The organism is uncultured Campylobacter sp., assembly GCF_937921625.1.
GTDB lineage: Bacteria > Campylobacterota > Campylobacteria > Campylobacterales > Campylobacteraceae > Campylobacter_B.
In genome coordinates this window covers 11,476-33,726 of record NZ_CAKZTI010000056.1, presented here as the reverse complement: position 1 = coordinate 33,726, position 22,251 = coordinate 11,476, and the positions used below count along the sequence as shown (strand labels likewise).

Below are 22,251 nucleotides of genomic sequence, written 5' to 3'. Positions count from 1 at the left end.
AGCGTATAATAAAATTAGCAAGAGAAAATTTTTAAATCTAGTGATATTGGCATTGTATTTGCAAGCGTCTTCAATTACTAGTCCAGAAAATTTATAAATAGCGATTTTATCAAAATTAGAAGTCTTTACACTTTTATGTATCGAATATACGTCGTTATAATTTTTGCATAAAGAATTATATTCTATTCTATCGGAATAGAAATTTAAAAATTTATGTTTATTAATAAATAAAATTCCCACCAAAAAAGTAACGGCTCCTAAAAATTGATATGCCCAAGCACTTCCTCTACAAAAAAATAGAAATATAACTAAAAATACAGCTAAGATTAAATAACATTCCGTACTGATTTTAGTCCAATAATCCTTGATTATAAAAAGCGGTATTTCAGATTTCTGATTTGCAAACTCCATAAAGTAAATATCCTGAATCTTTTAAAAAATTTAGTTGTCATTTTACCATTGCTCGGCTTAAATTTATTATAAATCAATCTTTTTATACTATACAATTTTAAAGTTTGCATTTTTACCAAAAGAGCCTTTAATATTTTTAATCTTTATAAAAAATTCCACACTAAAATCCGTCGTTCGCATACTCCTAATCTATAATTTAAATTACGCTTAAACTAAATTCACAATGATCCGTCGCTGCTGCTTTCGCGGGGTTTAGGAAGCGGCGAAATTTTAGTGTAATACTCCTCCTTGCCGTTGTAAGAGCTGCTAAAGACGCCGTCCGGGACGGTGAAGTTGCGCTTGGTTTGCGGATATTCTTTTAAATAGGCATCTAAAAATTTTGCAAACACCGGTGCTGCGGTACGTCCGCCGCCCTCGACCTTTCGCATCGGTTTATAATCGTCGTTGCCATACCAGATTATGATCTGCAAATCCGGCGTAAAGCCGCAAAACCATGCATCTATACTATCATTTGAGGTACCTGTTTTGCCCGCTATGTCGATGCCTTGCACGCGCGCGCGAGTACCGGTGCCGCGCTGCACGATATTTTTTAGCAGCGTAGTCATCAGATACGCCTGCTCAGGGCGCAGCACGCGGCGTCGCTCAGGCTCGATAAAGCGAGTTTTGCCGTCCTTATCGGTAATCGAAACGATAAATTTTGATTTTGCAGTAATCCCAAGCCCCGGGAACATCGAATACATCGTGGAGTATTCAAGCGGCGAAATTCCGTAGCTGCCGATAGCCACTGACAGGGCGGGCGGGACGTTTTTAAAGCCGAACTCGCCCAGCTTTTTTACCGCGCGATCAACGCCGATAGATTGCATCAAATTGATCGAGGCAAGGTTACGCGAGCGAGTTAAAGCTTCTTTGATCGTGATATAGCCGCTGTAAGTCTTGTCGTAATTTTTCGGCTTCCACGTTTTATCGCTGCCATCGTCGAATTCTCTAGCTATATCGGGAACTTCGGTCATCGTCGAGTAGCCCATATCAAGGGCGATTTGATAGACGAAAGGCTTGAAGCTGGAGCCGGTTTGGCGCTGGGATTGGCTGGCGCGATTGAAATTTGATTTCGCGTAATCCACGCCACCTACTAAGGCTAAAATTTCGCCGTTTTGCGGATGCGTGACGACCATAGCGCCGTTTACGTTGCTTGCATTAGCGTCTTTGTTGCGCTTTAAAATTTCATTGTAGCCGAAAACTAATGCCTCTTGCGCCATCGCTTGCGCCTTTAAATCAAGGCTCGTATCTATGCGATACCCGCCCGTGCGGACATCCGGTAGAATTTTTTCCGCTTCTTTTATGATCTCATCTACGGCATACGGCGCTGCGTTTTGCGTGAGCGTTTCATTATAAATCGTAGGCTGCTCGTTCATCGCAAGCTCATATTCGGTCTTATTTATCCAGCCGAGCTCATGCATCCTATAAATCACGTTATTGGCGCGCGAAAGCGACAAATCCAGGTGCTTAGTAGGATCAAAGCTGCTAGGAGCTTTCGGCAAGCCCACTAAAATCGCGATCTCTTTAAGGCTTAAATCTTGCAAATCCTTTTTGAAATATCCCAAAGCCGCCGTGCGAATGCCGTAATATCCGTGCCCAAAATACACTTCGTTAAAGTAACGCTCTAGAATTTGTTCCTTACTTAGGGCGTTTTCTATCTTAAGCGATAAGATCGCTTCTTTGATCTTGCGATCAAGTTTCTTTTCGCTCGAAAGAACTAAATTTCGCGTGATCTGCTGCGTAATCGTGGAAGCCCCTTCGACAAATTTCATCGCTTTGACATCCTTAATAATCGCCCTAAAAATCGCCTCGACATTCACACCGCCATGTTCGAAAAACGCCGTATCCTCGATAGCTACAAGCGCCTCGATCACGCGGCCTGGAATCTCGTCGAATTTTACGTAAATTCTATTTTGTTCATTAAAAACATTGGCTATCAAATTGCCGTTGCGGTCATAAATTTTAGTCGTAAGCTCGGGATGATAATCGATGATCGAGTCCGATTCCAAGCGGATTTGTGAGTAAAAATACAAAAAAATTCCGCCTGCAGCAAACGCACAAACCGTAATAAAACTAAATAAAATTCTTACCATATAAACCTCTTTAAAATTTCCAGATCAAGCCCCATCGCCGTGAATTTTGACCCGCGCGAGCTTAGGATATATTTTTCATTAAAGCCCTCGATACTCATCGCACCAGCCTTGCCGCACCAATCGCCGCTAGCGATATAGTCTTTTAAATCCGCTTCATTAAATTCCGCAAATTCAAAGCTTGCGACGCTAAGTGCCGAAAGCTCTAACGCCTTACTATAAAAAATCATCGCAGTATAAACGGCGCAGCTAGCACCGCTTTGAGCCCGCAGCATCCTTAACGCGTCCGTTTCATCCCGCGCCTTGCCCAAAATTTGACCGCTGGCAAGTACGGAGCTATCGGCAAACAGCACTCTATCATAATTTTTATAAATTTTAAAAAACTGCGTTTTCTTGGCCAAGACAACGCGGTAAGCATAGGTGCGTGCATCGTCCTTGCTAATGCCGCTTTCGTCAAAATTAAAAGGAATTTGCGTAAATTCTACGCCGCTATCCTTTAGAATTTGCGCCCTAGTAGGCGAGCTGGAAGCTAAATAGATCATCAAAACTCGCCCACCGTCACGCCTAGATAAACGCAAATCAGCGTAACTACGATATTTAGTGGGATGAAATATTTAACGACGATGATTAAATGCTCATTCGCCTCAAGCTCATCGCCTGCATCCAAAGCTCGCTTCAAAGATGAAATTTTATAATGCATGTAGATAAAATTTAGTAGTATAAAGCTGGCGCCAGCCCATAGCGTCGCAATCGCACCTTTTACCATAGGATCTGAAAATTTAAAACTTCCGCCGTCCGCAAGAAAAAATCCACTTACGCAAACGATCACCAAAAATAGCGCAAAGAACTGCTCATAGCGTTTCATATATCGTAAAATTTCTGCAAATTTTACATCCTTCGCATCCGCTTGACTTTTACTGCTTAAATTCATAAAAATCCGCGCGATCAAAAATACGCAGATCTGCGCGCAGACCAAAAAAATCACGCTTAAAATGTGAATCAGCGGCAAAATTTGCGAGGCTTTGATGAAGCCGGTATCGATTTCGTTCAAATTTTACCTTTTGCGTAAGAGATCGCCTCTTTGATCGCTTCTTCGATTTTTAGCACGTCCTTGCCGCCTGCGGTCGCAAAATCATCGCGTCCGCCGCCGCCGCCGCCTAAAATTTGCGCCGCGAGTTTAACCCACTCGCCCGCTTTGATCGGCGCATTTTTAACGCCCGCTGCGATTGAAATTTTGCCGTCGGTGCCTACTTGCATCAGCATTATCACCGCCTTTTCGTGGCTATTTTTAAACTCATCTATCATAGTTTTTATATCACCGCTTTCGACCGAGGCTACGCAAAGTTTGGTATCACCGACATTTAAAAAAGCCAGTGCATGAGAACTGCTTGCATGCTTGATCTGATCTTTTAGCGATCTGATCTCATCTTTTAATTTCTCAATCGCGCGGAGAGGCTCAATCCCCTTCAACTCCGCAGAAATTTCAGCAAGCTTAGCGCGATTTTGAAGCGCCAAATTTAAAGCAGCGCGTGAACAAACCGCCTCGATACGCCTAACGCCCGCACTTACGCCACTTTCTTTGACGATAAAAAACGACCCTATCTCGCTTAAATTGCGCACGTGAATTCCGCCGCAAAGCTCCTTGCTAATCTCTCCAAAGCTCACGACGCGCACCTTTGAGCCATATTTTTCGCCAAAAAGCGCAATCGCGCCGCTGTTTTTAGCGTCATCTATATCCATAATCTCGGTTTTTGCCGCACAGCCCTTGCAAACGGCATTATTTACAAATTCCTCGATTTTAGCTAGCTCCTCGTCGCTAAGTGCCTTAGGATGCGAGAAGTCAAATCTTAAGCGGTCTGCCTCGACTAAGCTTCCTGCTTGAGCGATATGAGCCCCTAGCACCGCACGAAGCGCCGCGTGTAAAAGGTGCGTCGCGCTGTGATGGCGTGCAATCTGCTCACGCTCCTCAGAAACCTTGAGCCCGACGATATCGCCAATTTTTAGGTTACGATTAAGGCGTAAGTGGGATAAATTTAGCCCATAAAATTTCTGCGTATCAAACACATCGGCTATGGACTCTACTTCGCCGCTATCGCCTGTCTGACCGCCGCTTTGTGCATAAAACGGAGTGATATCAAACATCGCCCAGCCGATATCACCGGCTTTGAGCTCATCCACTTCCGCAAAATCCTCGTTAAGTAGTGCTAAAACCTTGCTCGTGCGGCTAAGCTCTTCGTAACCGCTAAATTTATTCTCACCAAATTTCTCTAGCAGTGCCTTGAAATCGCCACGGACATTTTTATCGCCGCTGCCCTTCCATGCGGCCTTAGCTATCTGCCTTTGCTCGCTCATAAGCGCGTCAAATTTAGCCTCATCCACGCGCAAATTTTTCTCGCGCAGCATATCGGCGGTCAGATCGAGCGGAAAGCCGTAGGTATCGTATAACTTAAACGCGACCTCGCCGCTAAAAATTTCTTTAGTGCGTGCAAGCTCCTCGTTAAAAAGCTCGATGCCGTTTGCCAAAGTGGCGAAAAACCGCTCCTCTTCGAGTTTGATCTGCTCCTTTACGGCTTGCTTTTTCTCGTTCAAATAGGCGTAGTGCCCGCCCATTAGCTCGCATACTTTATCCACGAGGCGATACATAAAGGGCTCTTTTATACCGAGCAAATAGCCGTGGCGAACGGCACGGCGCAGAATTCTACGCAAAACATATCCCCTGCCTTCGCGATTAAAATTTGTTCCCTGCGCTAGCAAAAACGTAACCGAGCGGATATGATCGGCGATGACGCGATAGCTTGCGCCGCTTTCATAAACGTAAGGTTTGCCGCAAAGCTTTGCAACCTCATCAATTAGTGGCATAAAAAGCGAGCTGTCATAGTTGCTAAACTTGCCCTCCTTAATCGCCGTGACGCGCTCAAGCCCCATGCCCGTGTCGATGCTAGGCTTTGGAAGCGGGCTAAGCTTGCCGTCTTTGCTGCGCTCGTACTGCATGAAAACTAAATTCCAAATCTCTAAAAAGCGGTCGCCGTCACCGCCCATATAATCCTCGGATGAGTGAAAATGCTCCTCGCCCTGATCGTAAAAAATTTCGCTGCACGGACCGCACGGACCGGTATCGCCCATCGCCCAAAAGTTATCGTGATCGCCGAAGCGGTAAATACGCTCCTGCGCTATGTGCTGCGCCCAGAACCCAAACGCTTCGTCGTCTTTCTCGTGCACGGTAACGTAGAGTTTTTCTTTGGGAAGCTTTAAAATTTCGGTTACGAACTCCCACGCATAGGCGATCGCTTGCTCTTTAAAATACTCGCCGAAGCTGAAATTTCCAAGCATCTCAAAAAACGTATGGTGGCGCGCGGTGTAGCCGACGTTGTCTAGGTCGTTGTGCTTGCCGCCGGCGCGGATGCAGGTCTGACAGCTCGTGCGGATAGGCGGCGTCGGACGCGGAACGGCTCCTGTAAATATGCTTTTAAAGGGCACCATGCCCGCATTCGTAAAAAGCAAGCTATCATCATCGGGCACCAACGGCGCGCTGGGGATGATCTGATGGCCCTTGCTTGCAAAGAAATTTAAATATTCGCTTCTAATATCCATGATTTGTCCTATTTCAAGTTAAATTTTAAAGGCGCATTTTAGCTAAATTAGATTTTAAAAACTATAAAATTTTAACCATTCTTAGTTATAATGGCGCGAAAGATTAAATTTAGGGCATAACGATGAAAAAAAAGATAGCGATCATAGGTATGGACGAGCTTGGTCAAAAGCACTTCAGCGAGCTAAGAAGGAGCGATTATTTCGAACTTGTAGCGCTTTATCATAAGGGCAGCAGTGAAAATTTCGGCCCGCGCTATCCGATCTTTGATAATCTAACCGATCTTTTTAACGTCGCCAAGCCCGATGCCGTAGTCATCACGGCTCCCCCGCCATCGCATAAAGAGCTGATTTTAAAATGCCTGCCGTTTACCAAAAATATCTTCGTAGAATCTCCGCTCGCGCAAAGCCTAGCCGAAGCCAGAGAGATAAATTACGCAGTCACTACTAACGGCACGCGCCTAGCCGTAGGCTACTCCGACCGCTACAATCCAGTAATCGTATCCTTGCTACGCGAGCTTGCCAAGGGGGATAAAATTTTTTCGATGAGCTTTGTAAGCGGTTTTGCAAACGATGATAGAGCAGATATCGTCGCCAATGCCCTTTTTAGAGATATCGATCTTGTGCGGCTGCTTTCTCACAGCGAGATCGCCTGCATAGAACTTAGCAAAAATATCTCTAAAGAGCGCACTCTAGCCGCATGCGCGACGCTTCACACAAAAAACGGCTGCTATTGCACGCTAATGCAGTCCAATCTCTATCCGATCAGACGCCACGGTATAGAGATTTGCACCGACAGCGGTGTGTATTTCGGCGATCTAATCTCAATAACTCTTTTTAAAATTACGCCTGACGGGCGCGTAAATCTGCGCGTCGATCGCGATGACTTTTCGCTGCGCCGCGAACACGAAGCATTTTGCGCGATGTGCGACAGCAGTACTAACGCAGGTCTTGCAAGCGTCGAGGATGCGATAAAAATCAGAGAAATCATCTCATGAAAAAAGCCCTAATTTTGCTCAACATGGGCGGTCCGAACAATCTGAGCGAGGTTGAAGTTTTTTTAAAAAATATGTTTAACGACCCCTTTATTTTGGGCATTAAGAGTGATTTTTGGCGTAGCGTTTTAGCTGCGCTCATCGTAAGAAGTAGAGCGGCGGCGGCGCGTAGCAACTACGAAAAACTGGGCGGGCGCTCGCCGATATGCTCCATCACCGAAGCGCTTTGCGAGCGGGTAAATTTACTCGCGCGAGCAAAATTAGACGCAGGATTAAAATTTGAAAATGCAGATGGTGCGCAAAATTTAAAATTTCAGAGCGCAGCTAAATTTCAAAATGAGATAGAATTCCAGGGCGCCGCAGGTGAACCGCCGCAAGAGGCACAGAGCGAGCCGACGCAAGACGTTCTATTGCAAAACCAGCCGCCGCGGTATGTCCCGACGCAGGGCGAGACGCCGCAAAATGAAGCGCCGAAGAATGAAAAACCGATAGACGAGCTGGTTTGCGATTATGCGATGAATTACACGCCGCCCTTTGCGGAGGACGTGCTTAAAAAATACGCGGATTTTGACGAGATAATTTTGATGCCTTTGTATCCGCACTTCTCAAAAACTACGGTGCAATCGAGCCTGTGCTCTGCCGAGACGGCACTTAAACGGCTCGGTATAAAAAATTATAGAATCATCGACATCTTCTACGACAACGCCGCTTACAACGAAATTTTACTAAATTTAATCGCAAGCTGCGTCGCAAAATTTAGCGCGGATGAAATTTCGCAAATTTCACTCATATTTTCCGCACATTCGCTGCCTGTAAAAATGGTCGCCGCGGGCGATCCATACGAGGCGCAGGTAAAGGCGCACGTGGAGATTTTAAAAGATCTACTGGCTGCGCGCGGGATTAAATTTAAAGAGATTATTTTGGCGTATCAATCGCGCCTTGGCCCCGTGAAGTGGCTAGAGCCCAATGTCGCGGACGTCTTGCGGGATCTGCAGAGCAAAAAAGCGCTGATATTCCCGATCGCGTTTTGCGTGGATAACTCCGAGACCGATTTTGAGCTGGATATTTTTTATCGAGCTAGTGCGCGCGAGCTGGGTTATGAATACTACGAAGTGTGCAAATGCCCAAACTCCCGCGAGGATTTCGCGAAATTTATACTCGCGCAGGCACTGTAAATTTAGAGATTAAAATTTAATCTTTTAGTTTGGATTTTTTATATTCTTTATGAAGCTTGAGGATTGAATACAATGCGGATAAAAATAGCAATATACTAGTTAAGGTTAGTATATTTCTTTGAAAATATAAATTATCCCAATCCTCTGCATTTGAGGTATGTATTTTTGTTCCATCGCAATACCCGTATTCATTTAAAAATCTTTCCGACATTTTAATTTTTACGCAAATTTGATCTATATAGTTTTTGTAAATTAAATCACAAAATTGCATACCGAATTGTTCATAATCCGTCTTGCTATTTCCGATATGCAGATCAAAAATTTTACCGCTTCCTCGCACGGATATATTGCAGCCGGTTCCGCCACGATAGCTATCATATTTATGAAATTCGCTTATAGTTCCAACAAAAACAGAAGGATCTTCTATATTTTTTCTACTAGGTGCGCTTTGATATGCTATCAAAAGAAGTATCGGTGCGATAAATGAAACGCAAACAACGATTAGCGTTATAAAAGTATGCTTCCGATCGAAGCCGAATTTAATCAAATCATACCAATAATCTACGTAGTAAAGCGGGTTTTTTATTGTATTCCTTTAGTAGCTTTTGGCAAATCAGAATATTCTTGTAGCGATTTAAAACCACCTGTAATAAGTACACCTTTTATCAACACTTCCTCTACTCATCTATATCTCCTTTATTAAAATTAAGGCATTGGAATTTTGAGCGTCAGAATTTTCCTGTGAGCCTCGCTCTAAATTTTGACGTCGTTCGTTTAGAATTTTCTTTAGCTCTTCGAGCCTTGCCTCGTTCATCCTTATCCCCGCTAAACCGCCTATTTAGAAGTCTAAATTTAAACCCCAAGCAAATCTCAGAGCTTTCCTTGTGCGCCTTTATAGACATTTTTCACGTCGTAAACCAAAGAGCCCGCGTAATCAAGCTCAAAAAACTGCTTATGCGCTACGGCGATTACGACGCAGTCAAATTTGTGCAAGTCGGGCTTTTGCAGCAGATCGATGTCGTAGTACCTCTTAGCGTCGGCGGCGCTCGCCCAAGGATCATAGACGCTTACTTCGCAGCCGAAATTTTTAAGCTCGTTTATCATATCCACGACGCGCGTATTGCGGGTGTCGGGGCAGTTTTCTTTAAACGTAAGTCCCAAGATCAAGACCTTTGCTCCCTTTACCTTTTCGTCGTATTTTATCATCATCTTAACGACCTCCGTAGCGACGTAGCTTCCCATATTATCGTTAATGCGGCGGCTTGAGAGGATGATTTCTGGGTGATAGCCCACCTCGGTCGCCTTCTGCGCCAGATAATATGGATCGATGCCGATGCAGTGTCCGCCTACGAGCCCCGGACGGAAGCTTAAGAAATTCCACTTCGTAGCCGCCGCATCGATGACGTCGTTCGTGTTGATACCGAGCTTACCGAACAGGATCGCAAGCTCGTTGATAAAGCCGATGTTGATGTCGCGCTGGGTGTTTTCGATCACCTTTGCGGCCTCGGCGACTTTGATGCTGCTAGCGCGAAAGGTGCCGTTTTGAAGTATGCTAAGATAGACGCTATCTACGACGTCCAAAGCCTCCGCAGTGCTTGCCGAGACGATCTTTTTGATCTTCGTGACGGTATGAATTTTATCGCCCGGATTGATCCGCTCGGGCGAATATCCGCAGAAAAAATCGCGGTTAAATTTTAGCCCGCTTACGCGCTGCAACACCGGCACGCAGTCCTCCTCCGTAGCGCCCGGATAGACGGTGCTTTCATACACGACGATGTCGCCCTTTTTAAGCACGGCTCCGACGCTTTCGCTGGCCTTGAGTAGTGGCGTAAGATCTGGGCGATTTAGCCTATCTACGGGCGTCGGCACGCACACGATGTAAAAATTACTCTGCCTCATATCATCTAGCTTCGCGCTAAATTTAAGCCCGTTTTGAATCGCTGCGGCAAGCTCCTCCTGGCTAAGCTCCAGCGTGCGATCGTGCCCGCCGCGCAGCTCATCTATGCGCTCTTGCGAGACGTCAAAGCCTACGACCTCGTGTTTCGCCGCAAACGCCGCCGCCAAAGGAAGCCCAACGTAGCCAAGCCCGATTATCGCTATTTTCATTTTTCCCTCATTTGCTTTCATATTCTCCTCTTTTCTTTGCGTTAAATTTTATCGTTAATTCCGCAGCTGCACGGGCATACGACGCGAATTTAATAGCGCCGCGTCTTTAAATTTAAACAGCTAAGCTCACTCGCTATTTTACTTGCGCTGCTTGCACGGCGGCAAATTTAAAATTTTGCCTTGATACGGAATTTTACGCCACGTAGAATTCCGCATCGCGATAAAATTCCATCTTCGTTCCGTTAAAATTTTACGCCGCGAAATTCTATGCCGCCAAAATTCCGCGCCGTAAAATTTAAACGCCGATAAATTCAAAAAAGCCGCGCCGGATTCCACGAATTTTCGTCGCCGCAAGTCGCAAAATTTCAAAAAACCTCGCGAAATTTAGCAAATTTAATCTTTAATTTCAACTGCCTCATCCTTGATCTCGACCTTTTGCGTGGCGTTTGCGTCGGCTGCGGGCTTTAGATAGCCCTCCTCAATCAAAATTCCTACCGCTCGCTTAAAGATCGGCAGCGCATTTTGAGCGGCGTAGTAGCTGCCCCTTTTAGGCTCACGCACCAAAACGCCGATCGTGTAGCTGGTGTCCGCGTCGTTGGCAAAGCCGAAAAACGAGCTATTATAGGCGCTCGAATAGCCGCCCCCCTTAGCGATACGCGCAGTGCCCGTCTTGCCGCCGATTTGCAGCCCCGCTACCCGCCCTTTGCGCCCCGTGCCGCTCTCAACCGTTTTGATTAAAATTCCTTTTATTACGTCAGCGGTAGGTTTAGAGATTACCTGGCGGGTTTCGCTTTCGTTGACGATGTAAGTTTTGCCATTATTTTCGAGATTTTCGACTAGGCGCGGGCTAATCATGACGCCGCCGTTGTTAAAGACGGTATAGGCATTGAGCATCTGAAGGAAGGTCATCTGCGCGCCGTAGCCGTAGCTGATCGTAGCTTTGTAAATTTTATTATTCAGGCTTTTGATGCTTGGGATATTTCCGCTTTGCTCATACGGCAGATCGATACCCGTTTTTTGCGACATACCGAAGTTCATCAGCCCATCATAAATAGCCTGCCCCTCCAGCCGCTCTGAAATTTTAATCATTCCGATATTTGAGCTGTGGATGATGATCTCCTCGCCGCTCATCTGCTTTGCAGGATGCGTGTCGCGAATCGTGCGAGTACCAAGCTTATAGCTGCCGTTATAGGTATTGATGATCTCGCCCGGTTTGACGGCTTTGGCGTCGTAGGCGATTGCGAAAATTATCGGCTTCATAATCGAGCCCACCTCGTATGCGTATTCGCTCGCGGTAAAATTTAAATTCTTAAGATCGTTTTTTGTGATGTTTGAGGGGTCATAGCGGGCATTGGTCGCAAGAGATAAAATTTTGCCCGTTTTAGAGTTCATAATGCCCACCACGATTTCTCGCGCATCGTAATTATCCGCGCCCTCATCGCTTAGGCGCTCTATCTTTCTTTGCAGCGTTAGTGGCACGCTTAGACGGACGTTGTAGCCGTCGATCCTGCCCGTTTTTTTGCTGCTACGCTCTAGGATGATGTTGCCGCCGATATCGCGCGGGCCCACGATAAACTCATCTCTAACCGGCGCTAGATAATACTCATAGTACTTCTCGATCCCTTTGATACCACTAACCTTTGTAATGCCATCAACCTCTTTTTTATTGATATAGCCGATTAACGGAGTGAGCGAATCGCCGACATTGTAACTGCGCTTCTCGCCGCTTTCGGTCACGCTCATGCGGATAGGCGGATTTAACCTGCCGTTTGCGCCTATGAAGCTGACAAAGACCTTTTTTAAATTTAGCTTATACGCAAGCTCTTTTAGATGCACGGCGGTTTTGGCATCGATCTTATACGACAGCACGGTCGTACCGCCAGAGCCCTCGATCGCGCTTTTGACACGCTTTTCGCTATCGCCCGTGTAGATGCAGTATAACCGTACGAAAAGATCAAGCTTGTTTTTATCGATGCTGCGCGCATCGACGCTAACTTTGTAGAGTTTGACGGAATTTGCCGCGACATAATTATCTTTTGCGATTATCGCGCCGCGGATCGCGCTGTTGGTTTCATTGACATCCAGGCGCGGTAGCTTGCGCTCAGTGCTGCCCCAAAAATATAAAATCGCCAAAAATACAAAAAGCGCCGCCGGCACGAATATAAACATCACAATAATCATACCGACCGAGGAGCTTTTATCTCTTTGCCACATCTTATTTCTTTAAAATTCTAAATTCCGCGCATTTTTTACGCTGCTGCATCTCAAGCTTTGACTCAATGCTGCGCTCCGCGCGGAACTTTAAGATCCGCAAAGCGCTCAAAGCCGCTATCTTGCGCACTAAGCTCAGCAAATAGAGCGAGGAATTCCGCTCGCGGCATCTCTTTAGCACCCATAAATTTCAGATGCTCGTTCATAATCTGACAATCGATTAGAAAGCCGAAATTTGCAAGCACCTCACAAAGCCTAATCAGCGCGACTTTCGAAGCGTTGCTCTTTAGGCTCAGCATACTCTCGCCGCAAAACACCCGCCCAAAAATTAGCCCGTATAGCCCACCTACGAGCTCGCCATCTTCGTATGCCTCGACGCTGTGAGCGTAGCCGTCTGCTGCCAAACGCGAGTAAGCCTGCACGATCTGCTCGCTGATCCACGTGCCGTCGCTCTCTTTTTTTCGTACGTCTTTGCAGCGCTCGATGAAGCCCTTAAAATTCGCGTCAAATTTAACGTCATATCGCTTAAGATAGGGCTTAATGGACTTTTGCACACGCACTTCGCGTGGATCAAGCACTGCGCGCGGATCGGGCGACCACCATAAAATCGGCTCATCCTCGTTAAACCACGGAAATATCCCTGCGCTATAAGCGCTAAGCAAGCAATCCTCGCTCAGATCGCCGCCACTTGCAAGCGGCGCAAAATCGGGCGCATCCATAGGATCTGGAAAATCGTAAAACTGAGCCATTATTTAACGACGCTGCTTTGAGCTAGTGCGGGTTGCTTTTTTTCTATCTGCGGCAAAGGCGTAGAAGCAAAGCTAAAGCTTAGCTCGCCATCTTTTACGCTCACGCTAACTAAGCCACCCTCTTGTAGTGCACCAAAAAGCAGCTCGCCGCTTATATGATCGCTTATCTGCGAGCTGATTTCGCGCTTTAAATTTCGCGCGCCAAACTCGTCCGAATAGCCGCGCGAGATAATCAAATCTTTTGCTTCCTTGTTTAGACTAATCTTTACGTTTTTTAGCTGTGACTCTAGCTCGCCGATAGTTTTATCCACGATCTTTTCTAAAATTTCGCCGCTTAAGCGGTTAAAATTTATGATTTTATCGATGCGGTTGCGAAATTCCGGCGCAAAAAAGCTTTTTATGGCGCTATCTACTTTATAGCTCTCATCTTTTGTAAATCCAACTTGCGGCGCTTCTTTCGTGCCTAAATTCGACGTCATTATTATGATCGTATTTTTAAAATCGGTCGTAACGCCGTTGTTATCGGTAAGACTTGCGTTATCGAAAATTCCTAAAAAAATATTCGTCATGCTAGGATGAGCTTTTTCTACCTCATCAAATAAAATGACGCTATATGGGTGCTTTTTGATGTTATTCGTTAAAATTCCACCGTTTTCAAAGCCCACGTATCCGGGAGGTGCTCCGATGAGCCTCGAGACGCTGTGAGCTTCCATATATTCACTCATATCGTAGCGCTCAAAATGTACTCCAAGCTGCGCGGCTAAGACCTTGGCTAGCTCACTTTTGCCCACGCCGCTACTACCTGCGAACAAAAATACGCCGATTGGAGAGCTTGCACCTCCAAGCCCGGCGTAAGAGCGTAGAAGCGCCTTACAAAGACTGCTAACCGCTTCATCTTGACCGAAAATTTCACGCTTGATATTAGCTTCCAGATTTTTTAGTACCTGTTTATTATCGACGCTACTGCTTAAATTTGCGATATTAGCGCTAATCGAAAGTGTATTTACTAAATCATCCTTACTGATTTCAAGCGGAGCTTCGTGTGGCTTAAACGCAAAGCTCGCGCCCACCTCGTCGATGAGATCAATGGCGCTGTCAGGAAGGAATTTATCGTTTTGATATTTTTTAGCAAGCGTTACGCTATCACGCAAAATTTCGTCGCTAAATTTCACGCCGTGAAATTCCTCATATTTTTTGGCTACGCCTTTTAAAATTTCAACGCTATCATCGATACTAGGCTCGCTCACGTCGATTTTGCAAAACCTGCGGCTAAGCGCTTTATCCTGCGAAAACGACCGATACTCACCGTATGTAGTAGCGCCGATGACCGATAGCTCGCCACTTGCAAGCGAAGGTTTTAGGATGTTTGACATATCAAGTTCGTTGCGATTGCCCGTACCTGCGCCAACGATCGTGTGAATTTCATCGATAAATAAAATCGCATTTTGATTGGCGCTAAACTCGTCTATGAGATCCTTTAGCCTCTCTTCAAACTCCCCGCGCAGCGTAGTTCCTGCGATTAGCGCGCCAGCATCAAGGGCGTAAATCACCTTGTTTTTTAGCTTTTCTGGCACTTCGCCGCGGACGATTTTTAGCGCGATACCCTCGATGATCGCGGTTTTACCAACTCCCGCTTCGCCCACTAAGATCGGATTGTTTTTTTTGCGGCGACAGAGGGTTTGCAGCGTCTTTTCGATCTCTTTTTCGCGTCCGATGAGTGGATCGATCTTACCTTCAAGCGCGATTTTATTGAGGTTTGCTGTATAAAGCGAGCTAGGCGAATCCTTTTTAATATCACGCTCGTTTATGGCGTCCTTTTCGCCCTCAAACGCAGGCTCAAATTCCGTATTCTGCCACTGCCTGCGGCTTTCGTCGTAATTCATCGCATGCGTGATATCATCGATATCGTATGAGTTTAGCTTAATCGCTGCGGCTTCGTCGCGAGAAACGACCTCATCGCGGTGATCGAAAGCAGATTTGTACTTTCGCACAATGAGCTCAAAAATCGCGGCATTGATACCGTAGTGATTTAAAATTTTAGTGCAGTCGTTTTCCTTATCATTTAGAATTTTAAGCATAAAATCAAGCTCGTTTTTAGGCTCTTTAGCGTTATTTAATTCAGTATAGAACTGCTTAAATTCTATCGTCTGCGCCGGGGCCTTGCCGCTTGATTTAGGCATCATATCCAAAAGTCCGCCCAGATTATCCAAGATATTTAGGTAGTTAATATCCGGAATTTCTTTGGCGATGAGGCCGTGAAAGGGCTTATTGTATTTAAAAATCGCATAAACTACGTGCGAAGTGGTGATATATTCGTCCTCGCCGTCGTTTGCGACGCTGATTGCTTGTTCAAAATGTTTGTTTAAAAAAAATCCTATCATTGCTTTCCTTTAAATTTAATCCTCTTCGATCTCGCATCTAAGAGGGAATCCTGCGGCCTTTGCCGCTTGTAAAACCGCTTGTTGCTTGCACTCGGCTATCTCTTTAGGATACGCGCCGCAAACCGCGCGGCCCTGCTTATGCACTTTCATCATTAAATCTACGGCGTCGTTAAAGTTTTTAGCGAAAATCTCCATCAAAATATAAACCACGAAATCCATCGTCGTCACGTCGTCGTTGAGTAAAATCACTTTATACGGACGAGGCACAAAAGATTTTGTTTTGGCGTGAGTGCGAATCTGCACGCCGGTTTTAGTTGCCATTTTTTATCCTGGCAATATCGCTTTTTATCACATCGGTATCGACCATGCCTAAGTAATACGGCTTGCCCCGCTCATCGCCTTCATTAATGTCGGTAAGCTTTTGATATTTTCCGTCTTTAAGCACTACTTTAAAAGGGATCGAAAGCGCGTGACGATAACCGATGTCGCTTAAAATTTGACCCACTATACGCTCATTTTGTTTTGAATTGGAGATGAAATAATACGCATTAAACTTTTTCGTAAAATTTTCGATCACTTGCGCGTCCGTAATGTCCTCAAAATAAATCAAGCCGACCATTAGAAAATCCGCGGAATTTTTTAACTGAAAGTCCATCAGATACGGCGCTTCGATGCGGCATGGCTGGCAGTATGTACCGAAAATATCAAACATTAAAATTTTATCGCTGTCCGCGAGCTTAAAGCCCTTTTCTGTCCGCTCGATCGTTACCTCGCCGCCTACGACGCTTTTAAGCGTAAGGCGCTCGCCCGTTTTAAACGGCGTAAAAGCTACCTCCTCGCCACTTTCTCCGCCAATACGCTCGCCATTTTTATCTTGAGCGGAATTTTTTGCCATCTTATTCTCGCTCGCGGCAGGATTCTCGCCCGCAGAGCCCGTCTTTTTCTGCGAATCATCTCCGCAGCCACTTAAAACAAAAATCGCCAAACATGATAGTAAAAATTTCTTCATTGCATTTCCTTCGGGTTTAAATTTAAGCCCGCATTTTAACCAAAGTTTTGTGAATTTAAAATGAATGCTTGTCGTATCGCTTCATCGCGCTTTGCGCTTCGCGGTCGGCTTCCTTGCGCTTTAGCGATTCACGCTTGTCGTGCAGATTTTTGCCACTAGCCAAAGCGATACGCGCCTTTACGCGGTTTTTATCATTCAGATACAGCGACAAAACCACGATGGTAAGGCCCTCTTTGCTAACCGCGCCTAAAAGCTTGTCGATCTGTTTTCGGTGCATTAAAAGCTTTCGCGCGGCTCCTTCGTCTGGACGAAAATGCGCGTTAGTGCTTTCAAGATAGCTGATATGGGCATTTAGCAAAAACAGCTCGCCGCGGATCACGCGACAAAAACTATCTTTGAGATTGCCCCTGCCCGCGCGCAAAGCTTTGACCTCGCTGCCCTTTAGAACGATGCCCGCCTCAAAGCTTTCAAGTATCGTAAAATCGTGAAATGCCTTGCGATTTTTACTCAGTTCTTTCATCTTTTTCCTTCTAAATTTAGTCCTAAGCTTAGCCCGTTTTTGCTTAAATTTAAAAGCGGGCGAGCGAATTTTAAATTTTATCTTTAAATTTAGCTTTTAAATTTTAACCGCGCGCCTTGGAATTCTTATTTTAAGAAAAACACGCTGCTGCCGCTGCCGCTTAGAAACATATCGCGATACTTGCTCATCTGCGGATATAGCTTTATGCACGGCGCGAAAAGATCGTTTAGCTGAAAGCCGCCATATTGCTCTAGCAGTTGCTCGCTGCTTAAACGCAACATCTCTTGCGCCTGCGCGGCGTTTATGTTTTGCATAAAGCTTGCGCGAAACTCATTATAAACCGCGCCGGTGGAGCAAAAGATCGCGGGCGTTAAAATTTCGATCGCAGGCAGCCGGTCCTCGAAAGGCTCGATGATCTCGCCGATGCCGCGCACGTTTGCGGCCTCAAGTCCGCTAACAAAAAACGCGACGTCCGCGCCGATATTTTGCGCGATTTTGGTAAGCCGCTCGCGCGAAATTTTTAAGCTTAATTCCTCGTTCGCAAGCCGCAAAAATGCCGCTGCATCGCTACTGCCGCCCCCAAGACCCGCACCGATCGGAATACGTTTTTTAAGCACGATCTTGTGCGAGCCGAAAAACTCCGCAAGCTCGCGCGCAAAGCCCGCCTGCTCAAGCGCCGCCTTGGCCTTTAAAATTATATTGTCCGCGATCTGCGCGGCGTCGCATTCAAGCGCAAAGCCGCTCGCGCGCTCGAAGCTTATCTCATCAAAAAGCTCCCTGCGCAGCACGAAGCGCGAGGCGATCTCGTGGTAGCCGCCGCGTGTGCCGACGACTTTTAAAAAAACATTGATCTTTGCATAAGCTTTCAAATTTTACTCCTTTTGCGCCTTAGCGCGCTTGCGTTAAATTTAGCCTGTAGCAAGCCCACCTAGCGCGATTAAAATTTTAAATCCGTGCGCAAGTTAAATTTCAGCCTGCAGCAAGCCCTGTCCAGTGCGATTAAAATTTCAAAACCGCGTGCCGTGAAGTGCGCGCCGCGGAATTTAACCCGCAATTGCAGCGCCCGATACGTAAATTTTATAAAGCGTGGAATTCAGATCCGCAACGCACGCGGCTAAATTTCAGCTTGCGGCGCAAATCTATCTTAGCGATTAAAATTCCAAGCCGGCAAAATTCTAACCGCGCTGCGCTAAGTCGCAAATTTAACTTGGCGATACGCCGCAAAATCAAACCCATCGGCGCAGGCTACGCATTACCGCGAGCTGGAATTTTATTCGGCAAGGACCGCTTGCCGCGGATTAAGCTCCAACCTGCGCGCTTTGTAAATCGCGAAATTTTAATCTCGCGGCGAGCCGTCATCGCGCACCGAAAAGCAAATCGAAACGCCGCTCCGCCGGATCCGCCGCGTTTAAATTTAGCCCCCGCGGATTTATGCCTTTTCACAAGCGAGCGCCGCCTACCTAGCCGCGCGTTTAAATTTACACCGCCTGAGGCAGATTTTGCGATCCGTGCGCAACAAAAAAAGCGTGATCGCCCGCTGCTCGCACGATGAAATTTAGCCGCGCGGGCGGCGCGCTATGCAAGCAAATTTAAAACGCGCCGTATTTATGATCGTCAAAATTCAAGCTCGAACCGCCCGATCAAAATTCCGCCGCAGGCAGGACCCGTGCGGCTCAAAATGCACCGCCTGCGATCGGAACGTCGTTCCAAAGATAGCACACCTCTCCCGCGCCTATCTCGATGATCGAATAAAAATCGCCGCAGATAAGCAGGTAGCGACCGTCCGCGCGGCTCGCCAGATCCTTTGCGGCGAGCTTCTTACCCAAGATCACGTCGCGCGCGTCGCCGTCGTAAAAGTTCGGCTTAAGATCTAAAAACTCGAGCGGATTTAGCGCCACCTCGTCCGCAAAGCGCGGATCTTGCAGGTCAAAAGCCCCCTCGCTCTGCCGTCTAAGCGCGCTTAGCGTGCCGCAAACGCCCAGCTTTCCTGCTAAAATTTGCGCGAAAGAGCGCACGTAGCCGCCCTCGCTGAGTGCTACGCGAAAGCTTACGAAGGGGTGAGCGTAGCTTAAAATTTCAGCATCAAAAACCCGCATCGAGCTCTCTTTCAAGTTCACCTCTTCGCCCGCGCGAGCGAGCTTATATGCGCGCACGCCGCTAATTTTCTTGGCGCTGAAAGCGGGCGGGATAAATTTTATCTCGCCGCGCATTTGCGCCATCGCGACGTCTAAAACCTCGCGCGAAAGCGGCGGAATTTGCTCTACGCGCCCTATATTTTCGTTATCGCCGCTTGGGCTCTGCGCGCCCAGCCACAATGTCGCGGCGTAAACTTTTGGCTCCTTTTTCAAAAACCTAAAAAAGCGCGCGTATTGCCCAAACGCCACGACCAGCGCGCCGCTTGCGAAGGGATCGAGCGTGCCGCTAAAGCCAGCCTTTTTCACGCCGTATTTGCGCTTAAGAGCGCTTAAAAATTTATTGCTGCCGATGCCCGCGGGCTTGTCCGTCAAAAACAATCTATTCATAAGAGCCGATCTTCTCTACGAAATTCGACATTATCACGCGCGAAATTCCGCCGAAATTTATCGTGAGCCGGTCGCCGTTTACCGCCGTGATCTGTCCGATCCCAAATAGTTTGTGCTTGATCAGCTCGCCCTTACTAAAGCCGCTACTTTGCTCGCGCGGAGGCTCTTTAGCCACCAAACCCGCTTCGGCTATAAACCTGCTCGCATCAAGCCTCTCACGCTTGCCGCGATAAAAGCGGCTAGCGGCAAAGCTAAGCGTGAGAGTGCGTTTGGCGCGCGTAATCGCTACGTATGCGAGCCTACGCTCCTCCTCGATATCATTGCTGTCGCCCAAAAGCGGGAAAAAGCCCTCCTCCAGTCCGATTACGAAAAGATGCTCGAACTCAAGCCCCTTGCTGGCGTGCACGCTCATTATATTTATCGCATCGCCCATGATAGCGTCTTGATCGCTAAGAAGGCTCAGCTCGTTTAAAAATTCCGCCAGATCAAAATCGGGCTTATTGCTCGCCTCGTCTTTTAACATCGCCAAAAACTCGTCGATGTTCGCTACCCGGTCGGCGCCGTCCGGAAGCGAGGCATAGTAGGCTTTTAGCCCGAAAGCGGGCTCCAGCGCGTCTATTTTTTTGATCGTATCGGCTAGCGCGGAGATAGAAGCGATGCCGCTTTTAAGCTCCGCTAGAGCCTGCGCCGCCTTGGCGCTAAGCCCCGCGTCAGGCTCGCTAAAAGCGTCAAATAGACTGATAAGTCGCAGGCGCGAAAGCTCCTCGAGCTTTGCCAGCGAGACCTTGCCGATGCCGCGCTTGGGCACGTTTATGATCCGCCTCATCGAAAAGTCGTCGTGCTCGTCGTTTACCAAGCGCAGATAGGCGATCGTATCCTTGATCTCGGCGCGCTCGTAAAATTTCACGCCGCCTACCATTTTGTACGGGATTTTGGCGCGATTTAGCCCCTCCTCCAGCGCGCGCGAAAGAGCGTTTACGCGGTAAAGCACGGCGATTTCAGAGGGCGCTACGCCGCTTGAAAGCAGCTTTTTGATGGCTTCTGCGATCTTTGCCGCCTCGATACTCTCCTCGTCCGAGCGCAAAATTTCGATCTTTTCGCCGCCGCCGTTCATGCTAGTAAGGCTCTTGCCGAGGCGGTTTTTGTTATGCGAGATAAGCTCGTTGGCGGCATTTAAAATTTCATCCGTGGAGCGGTAGTTTTGCTCGAGTTTGATAAATTTTACGTTTGAGAACTGATCTTTAAAATTTAGAATATTTTCTATCCGCGCGCCGCGCCAGCCGTAGATACTCTGATCGTCATCGCCCACTACCGCGAGGTTTTCATGCGCAGCACAGAGCTTTTGCAGCAGTTTGAATTGAATGTCGTTGGTGTCCTGATACTCATCGACCGTGATGTAGGCGTAACGGCGCGAAATTTCATCGCATAGCCGCTCATTGGTGCTTAAAATTTTATACGGCAAGATCAGCAGATCATCGAAATCCACCAGATTATTCGCCACCAAATACGCCTCGTAGCGCTTATATGCTCTAGCGCAATGCGCGTAAAATCCGCTATACATCCTGCTTAGCTCGTCATCTTCGCCCTTTAGAAGCTCGTCGATATCTTTGGGGCCGATTAGAGAATTTTTGTAGGTTGAAATTTTAGCCGCCAATAGCGACGTAGGTAAATTTATCTCAAAGCCCTTGATGATCTTTTTCTTATCGTCGGTATCGATTACCTGGAAGTTTGCGCTACGCCCAAGCTCGCTAATATGAAATTTCAAAAACAAAAGTCCAAATTTATGAAAGGTGCACAAAAGCGGCACGCCGTTTAAATTTAGCCCGCTTATCAGATTAAGCGCTCGCGAGCGCATCTCGGCGGCGGCTTTGTTCGTAAACGTAAGCGTGAGAGTATTTTCCGCAGGCACGCCGTTTGAGAGCAAGTAAGCAAGGCGCGCGGTGATCGTTTTAGTTTTGCCGCTGCCCGCACCCGCTAAGATTAACATCGCTCCGTCAACGTGGCTCGCAGCCTCGCGCTGAGCGGGATTAAGACCTTCTAAAATATCACTCATTTTGAGAAAATTTTACGCGATTTTTCACGCTTAAACCACTCGGATTCGGGCTGGGAGAAATTTACCGCGATGGGCTTGCCGTCCACGACGATCTGCAAGACCGCGTAAAACGGCACGCTAAGCGTGCTTGCAAAATCCTGCGGCCCGAAACCCGCCTCGAAAACCAGCTCATCCTTGCTAAGATGCGCGCTAGAGAGCGTGTATTCCTCCAGCTGCAAAAAGATCGCGGGCATTTTGAAGCTTTTTAAAATTTCCTCCGGCAGCGGCGGGTCAAATTTTATCTGATCCGTCCTCGCAACGATGCCAAATCCGCATCCAAGAGCCAAAACGTAGTCCAAAACCGCGCCTATATTCGCACTGCTCGCAGCGATAAATTTATCGTCTTTTAAAATTTTATCTATCATC

The 22,251-nt window shown here is 47.0% G+C and carries 20 protein-coding genes; 2 read left to right on the top strand and 18 right to left on the bottom strand.

The window, feature by feature from the left end; all coding sequences use genetic code 11:
- From Q0101_RS09665 to alaS, 5 genes are all read right to left on the bottom strand, one after another.
- A partial coding sequence (locus tag Q0101_RS09665; protein WP_297944934.1) for a hypothetical protein occupies positions 1–411 on the bottom strand: 411 nt, incomplete at its 3' end.
- Between the two features lie 218 nt (positions 412–629).
- Complete coding sequence (locus Q0101_RS09660; protein WP_297944931.1) at positions 630–2,540, bottom strand: transglycosylase domain-containing protein; 1,911 nt, start codon at positions 2,538–2,540, stop codon at positions 630–632.
- Positions 2,534–3,079 (bottom strand): septum formation inhibitor Maf, encoded by a 546-nt coding sequence (gene maf / locus Q0101_RS09655; RefSeq protein WP_297944928.1) that lies wholly within the window; start codon positions 3,077–3,079, stop codon positions 2,534–2,536. Before maf ends, Q0101_RS09660 begins: the two co-directional genes overlap by 7 nt.
- The gene (locus tag Q0101_RS09650; RefSeq protein ID WP_297944925.1) at positions 3,079–3,588 is read right to left on the bottom strand and encodes a hypothetical protein; all 510 of its coding nucleotides are present in this window, start codon (positions 3,586–3,588) and stop codon (positions 3,079–3,081) included. Before Q0101_RS09650 ends, maf begins: the two co-directional genes overlap by 1 nt.
- Positions 3,585–6,128 carry an alanine--tRNA ligase gene (alaS, locus tag Q0101_RS09645; protein WP_297944923.1) on the bottom strand — a complete coding sequence of 848 codons (2,544 nt, stop codon included), beginning with the start codon at positions 6,126–6,128 and terminating at the stop codon, positions 3,585–3,587. The genes Q0101_RS09650 and alaS overlap by 4 nt, the downstream gene beginning before the upstream one ends.
- A 122-nt stretch (positions 6,129–6,250) precedes the next feature.
- Between alaS and Q0101_RS09640 the strand changes: the two genes are divergently transcribed.
- Both Q0101_RS09640 and hemH read left to right on the top strand, forming a co-directional pair.
- Entirely contained in the window at positions 6,251–7,123 is an 873-nt protein-coding gene (locus Q0101_RS09640) for a Gfo/Idh/MocA family oxidoreductase (protein ID WP_297944920.1), read from the top strand.
- Positions 7,120–8,295, top strand: coding sequence for a ferrochelatase (gene hemH / locus Q0101_RS09635; RefSeq protein WP_297944918.1), 1,176 nt, complete (start codon positions 7,120–7,122; stop codon positions 8,293–8,295). The genes Q0101_RS09640 and hemH overlap by 4 nt, the downstream gene beginning before the upstream one ends.
- A 16-nt stretch (positions 8,296–8,311) precedes the next feature.
- Here the strand turns inward: hemH and Q0101_RS09630 are convergent, their stop codons facing one another.
- The 13 genes from Q0101_RS09630 to Q0101_RS09570 all read right to left on the bottom strand — a co-directional run bounded on the left by Q0101_RS09630 (position 8,312) and on the right by Q0101_RS09570 (position 22,250).
- Complete coding sequence (locus Q0101_RS09630; RefSeq protein ID WP_297944915.1) at positions 8,312–8,758, bottom strand: hypothetical protein; 447 nt, start codon at positions 8,756–8,758, stop codon at positions 8,312–8,314.
- 222 nt (positions 8,759–8,980) lie between these two features.
- Positions 8,981–9,109, bottom strand: a complete 129-nt coding sequence (locus tag Q0101_RS09625; RefSeq protein WP_297882610.1) for a hypothetical protein — start codon at positions 9,107–9,109, stop codon at positions 8,981–8,983.
- Positions 9,110–9,165: 56 nt separating this feature from the next.
- Entirely contained in the window at positions 9,166–10,401 is a 1,236-nt protein-coding gene (locus tag Q0101_RS09620) for a nucleotide sugar dehydrogenase (RefSeq protein WP_297944912.1), read from the bottom strand.
- Positions 10,402–10,794: 393 nt separating this feature from the next.
- Positions 10,795–12,615 (bottom strand): penicillin-binding protein 2, encoded by a 1,821-nt coding sequence (locus tag Q0101_RS09615; RefSeq protein WP_297944910.1) that lies wholly within the window; start codon positions 12,613–12,615, stop codon positions 10,795–10,797.
- Between the two features lie 62 nt (positions 12,616–12,677).
- Entirely contained in the window at positions 12,678–13,361 is a 684-nt protein-coding gene (gene aat / locus Q0101_RS09610; RefSeq protein WP_297944907.1) for a leucyl/phenylalanyl-tRNA--protein transferase, read from the bottom strand.
- Entirely contained in the window at positions 13,361–15,742 is a 2,382-nt protein-coding gene (locus Q0101_RS09605; protein WP_297895842.1) for an AAA family ATPase, read from the bottom strand. Before Q0101_RS09605 ends, aat begins: the two co-directional genes overlap by 1 nt.
- Before the next feature lie 15 nt (positions 15,743–15,757).
- Positions 15,758–16,063, bottom strand: a complete 306-nt coding sequence (locus tag Q0101_RS09600) for an ATP-dependent Clp protease adaptor ClpS (protein WP_297944904.1) — start codon at positions 16,061–16,063, stop codon at positions 15,758–15,760.
- Positions 16,053–16,751, bottom strand: coding sequence for a TlpA family protein disulfide reductase (locus tag Q0101_RS09595; protein ID WP_297944902.1), 699 nt, complete (start codon positions 16,749–16,751; stop codon positions 16,053–16,055). Before Q0101_RS09595 ends, Q0101_RS09600 begins: the two co-directional genes overlap by 11 nt.
- Positions 16,752–16,806: 55 nt before the next feature.
- Complete coding sequence (gene smpB / locus Q0101_RS09590) at positions 16,807–17,271, bottom strand: SsrA-binding protein SmpB (RefSeq protein ID WP_177386608.1); 465 nt, start codon at positions 17,269–17,271, stop codon at positions 16,807–16,809.
- Positions 17,272–17,396: 125 nt separating this feature from the next.
- The gene (locus Q0101_RS09585) at positions 17,397–18,140 is read right to left on the bottom strand and encodes a 4-(cytidine 5'-diphospho)-2-C-methyl-D-erythritol kinase (RefSeq protein WP_297944900.1); all 744 of its coding nucleotides are present in this window, start codon (positions 18,138–18,140) and stop codon (positions 17,397–17,399) included.
- 804 nt (positions 18,141–18,944) lie between these two features.
- Positions 18,945–19,793, bottom strand: coding sequence for a tRNA pseudouridine(55) synthase TruB (gene truB / locus Q0101_RS09580; RefSeq protein ID WP_297944897.1), 849 nt, complete (start codon positions 19,791–19,793; stop codon positions 18,945–18,947).
- The gene (locus Q0101_RS09575; RefSeq protein ID WP_297944894.1) at positions 19,786–21,846 is read right to left on the bottom strand and encodes an ATP-dependent helicase; all 2,061 of its coding nucleotides are present in this window, start codon (positions 21,844–21,846) and stop codon (positions 19,786–19,788) included. The genes truB and Q0101_RS09575 overlap by 8 nt, the downstream gene beginning before the upstream one ends.
- Positions 21,843–22,250 (bottom strand): hypothetical protein, encoded by a 408-nt coding sequence (locus tag Q0101_RS09570; RefSeq protein WP_297944891.1) that lies wholly within the window; start codon positions 22,248–22,250, stop codon positions 21,843–21,845. Before Q0101_RS09570 ends, Q0101_RS09575 begins: the two co-directional genes overlap by 4 nt.
- Between the last annotated feature and the right edge of the window lies 1 nt (position 22,251).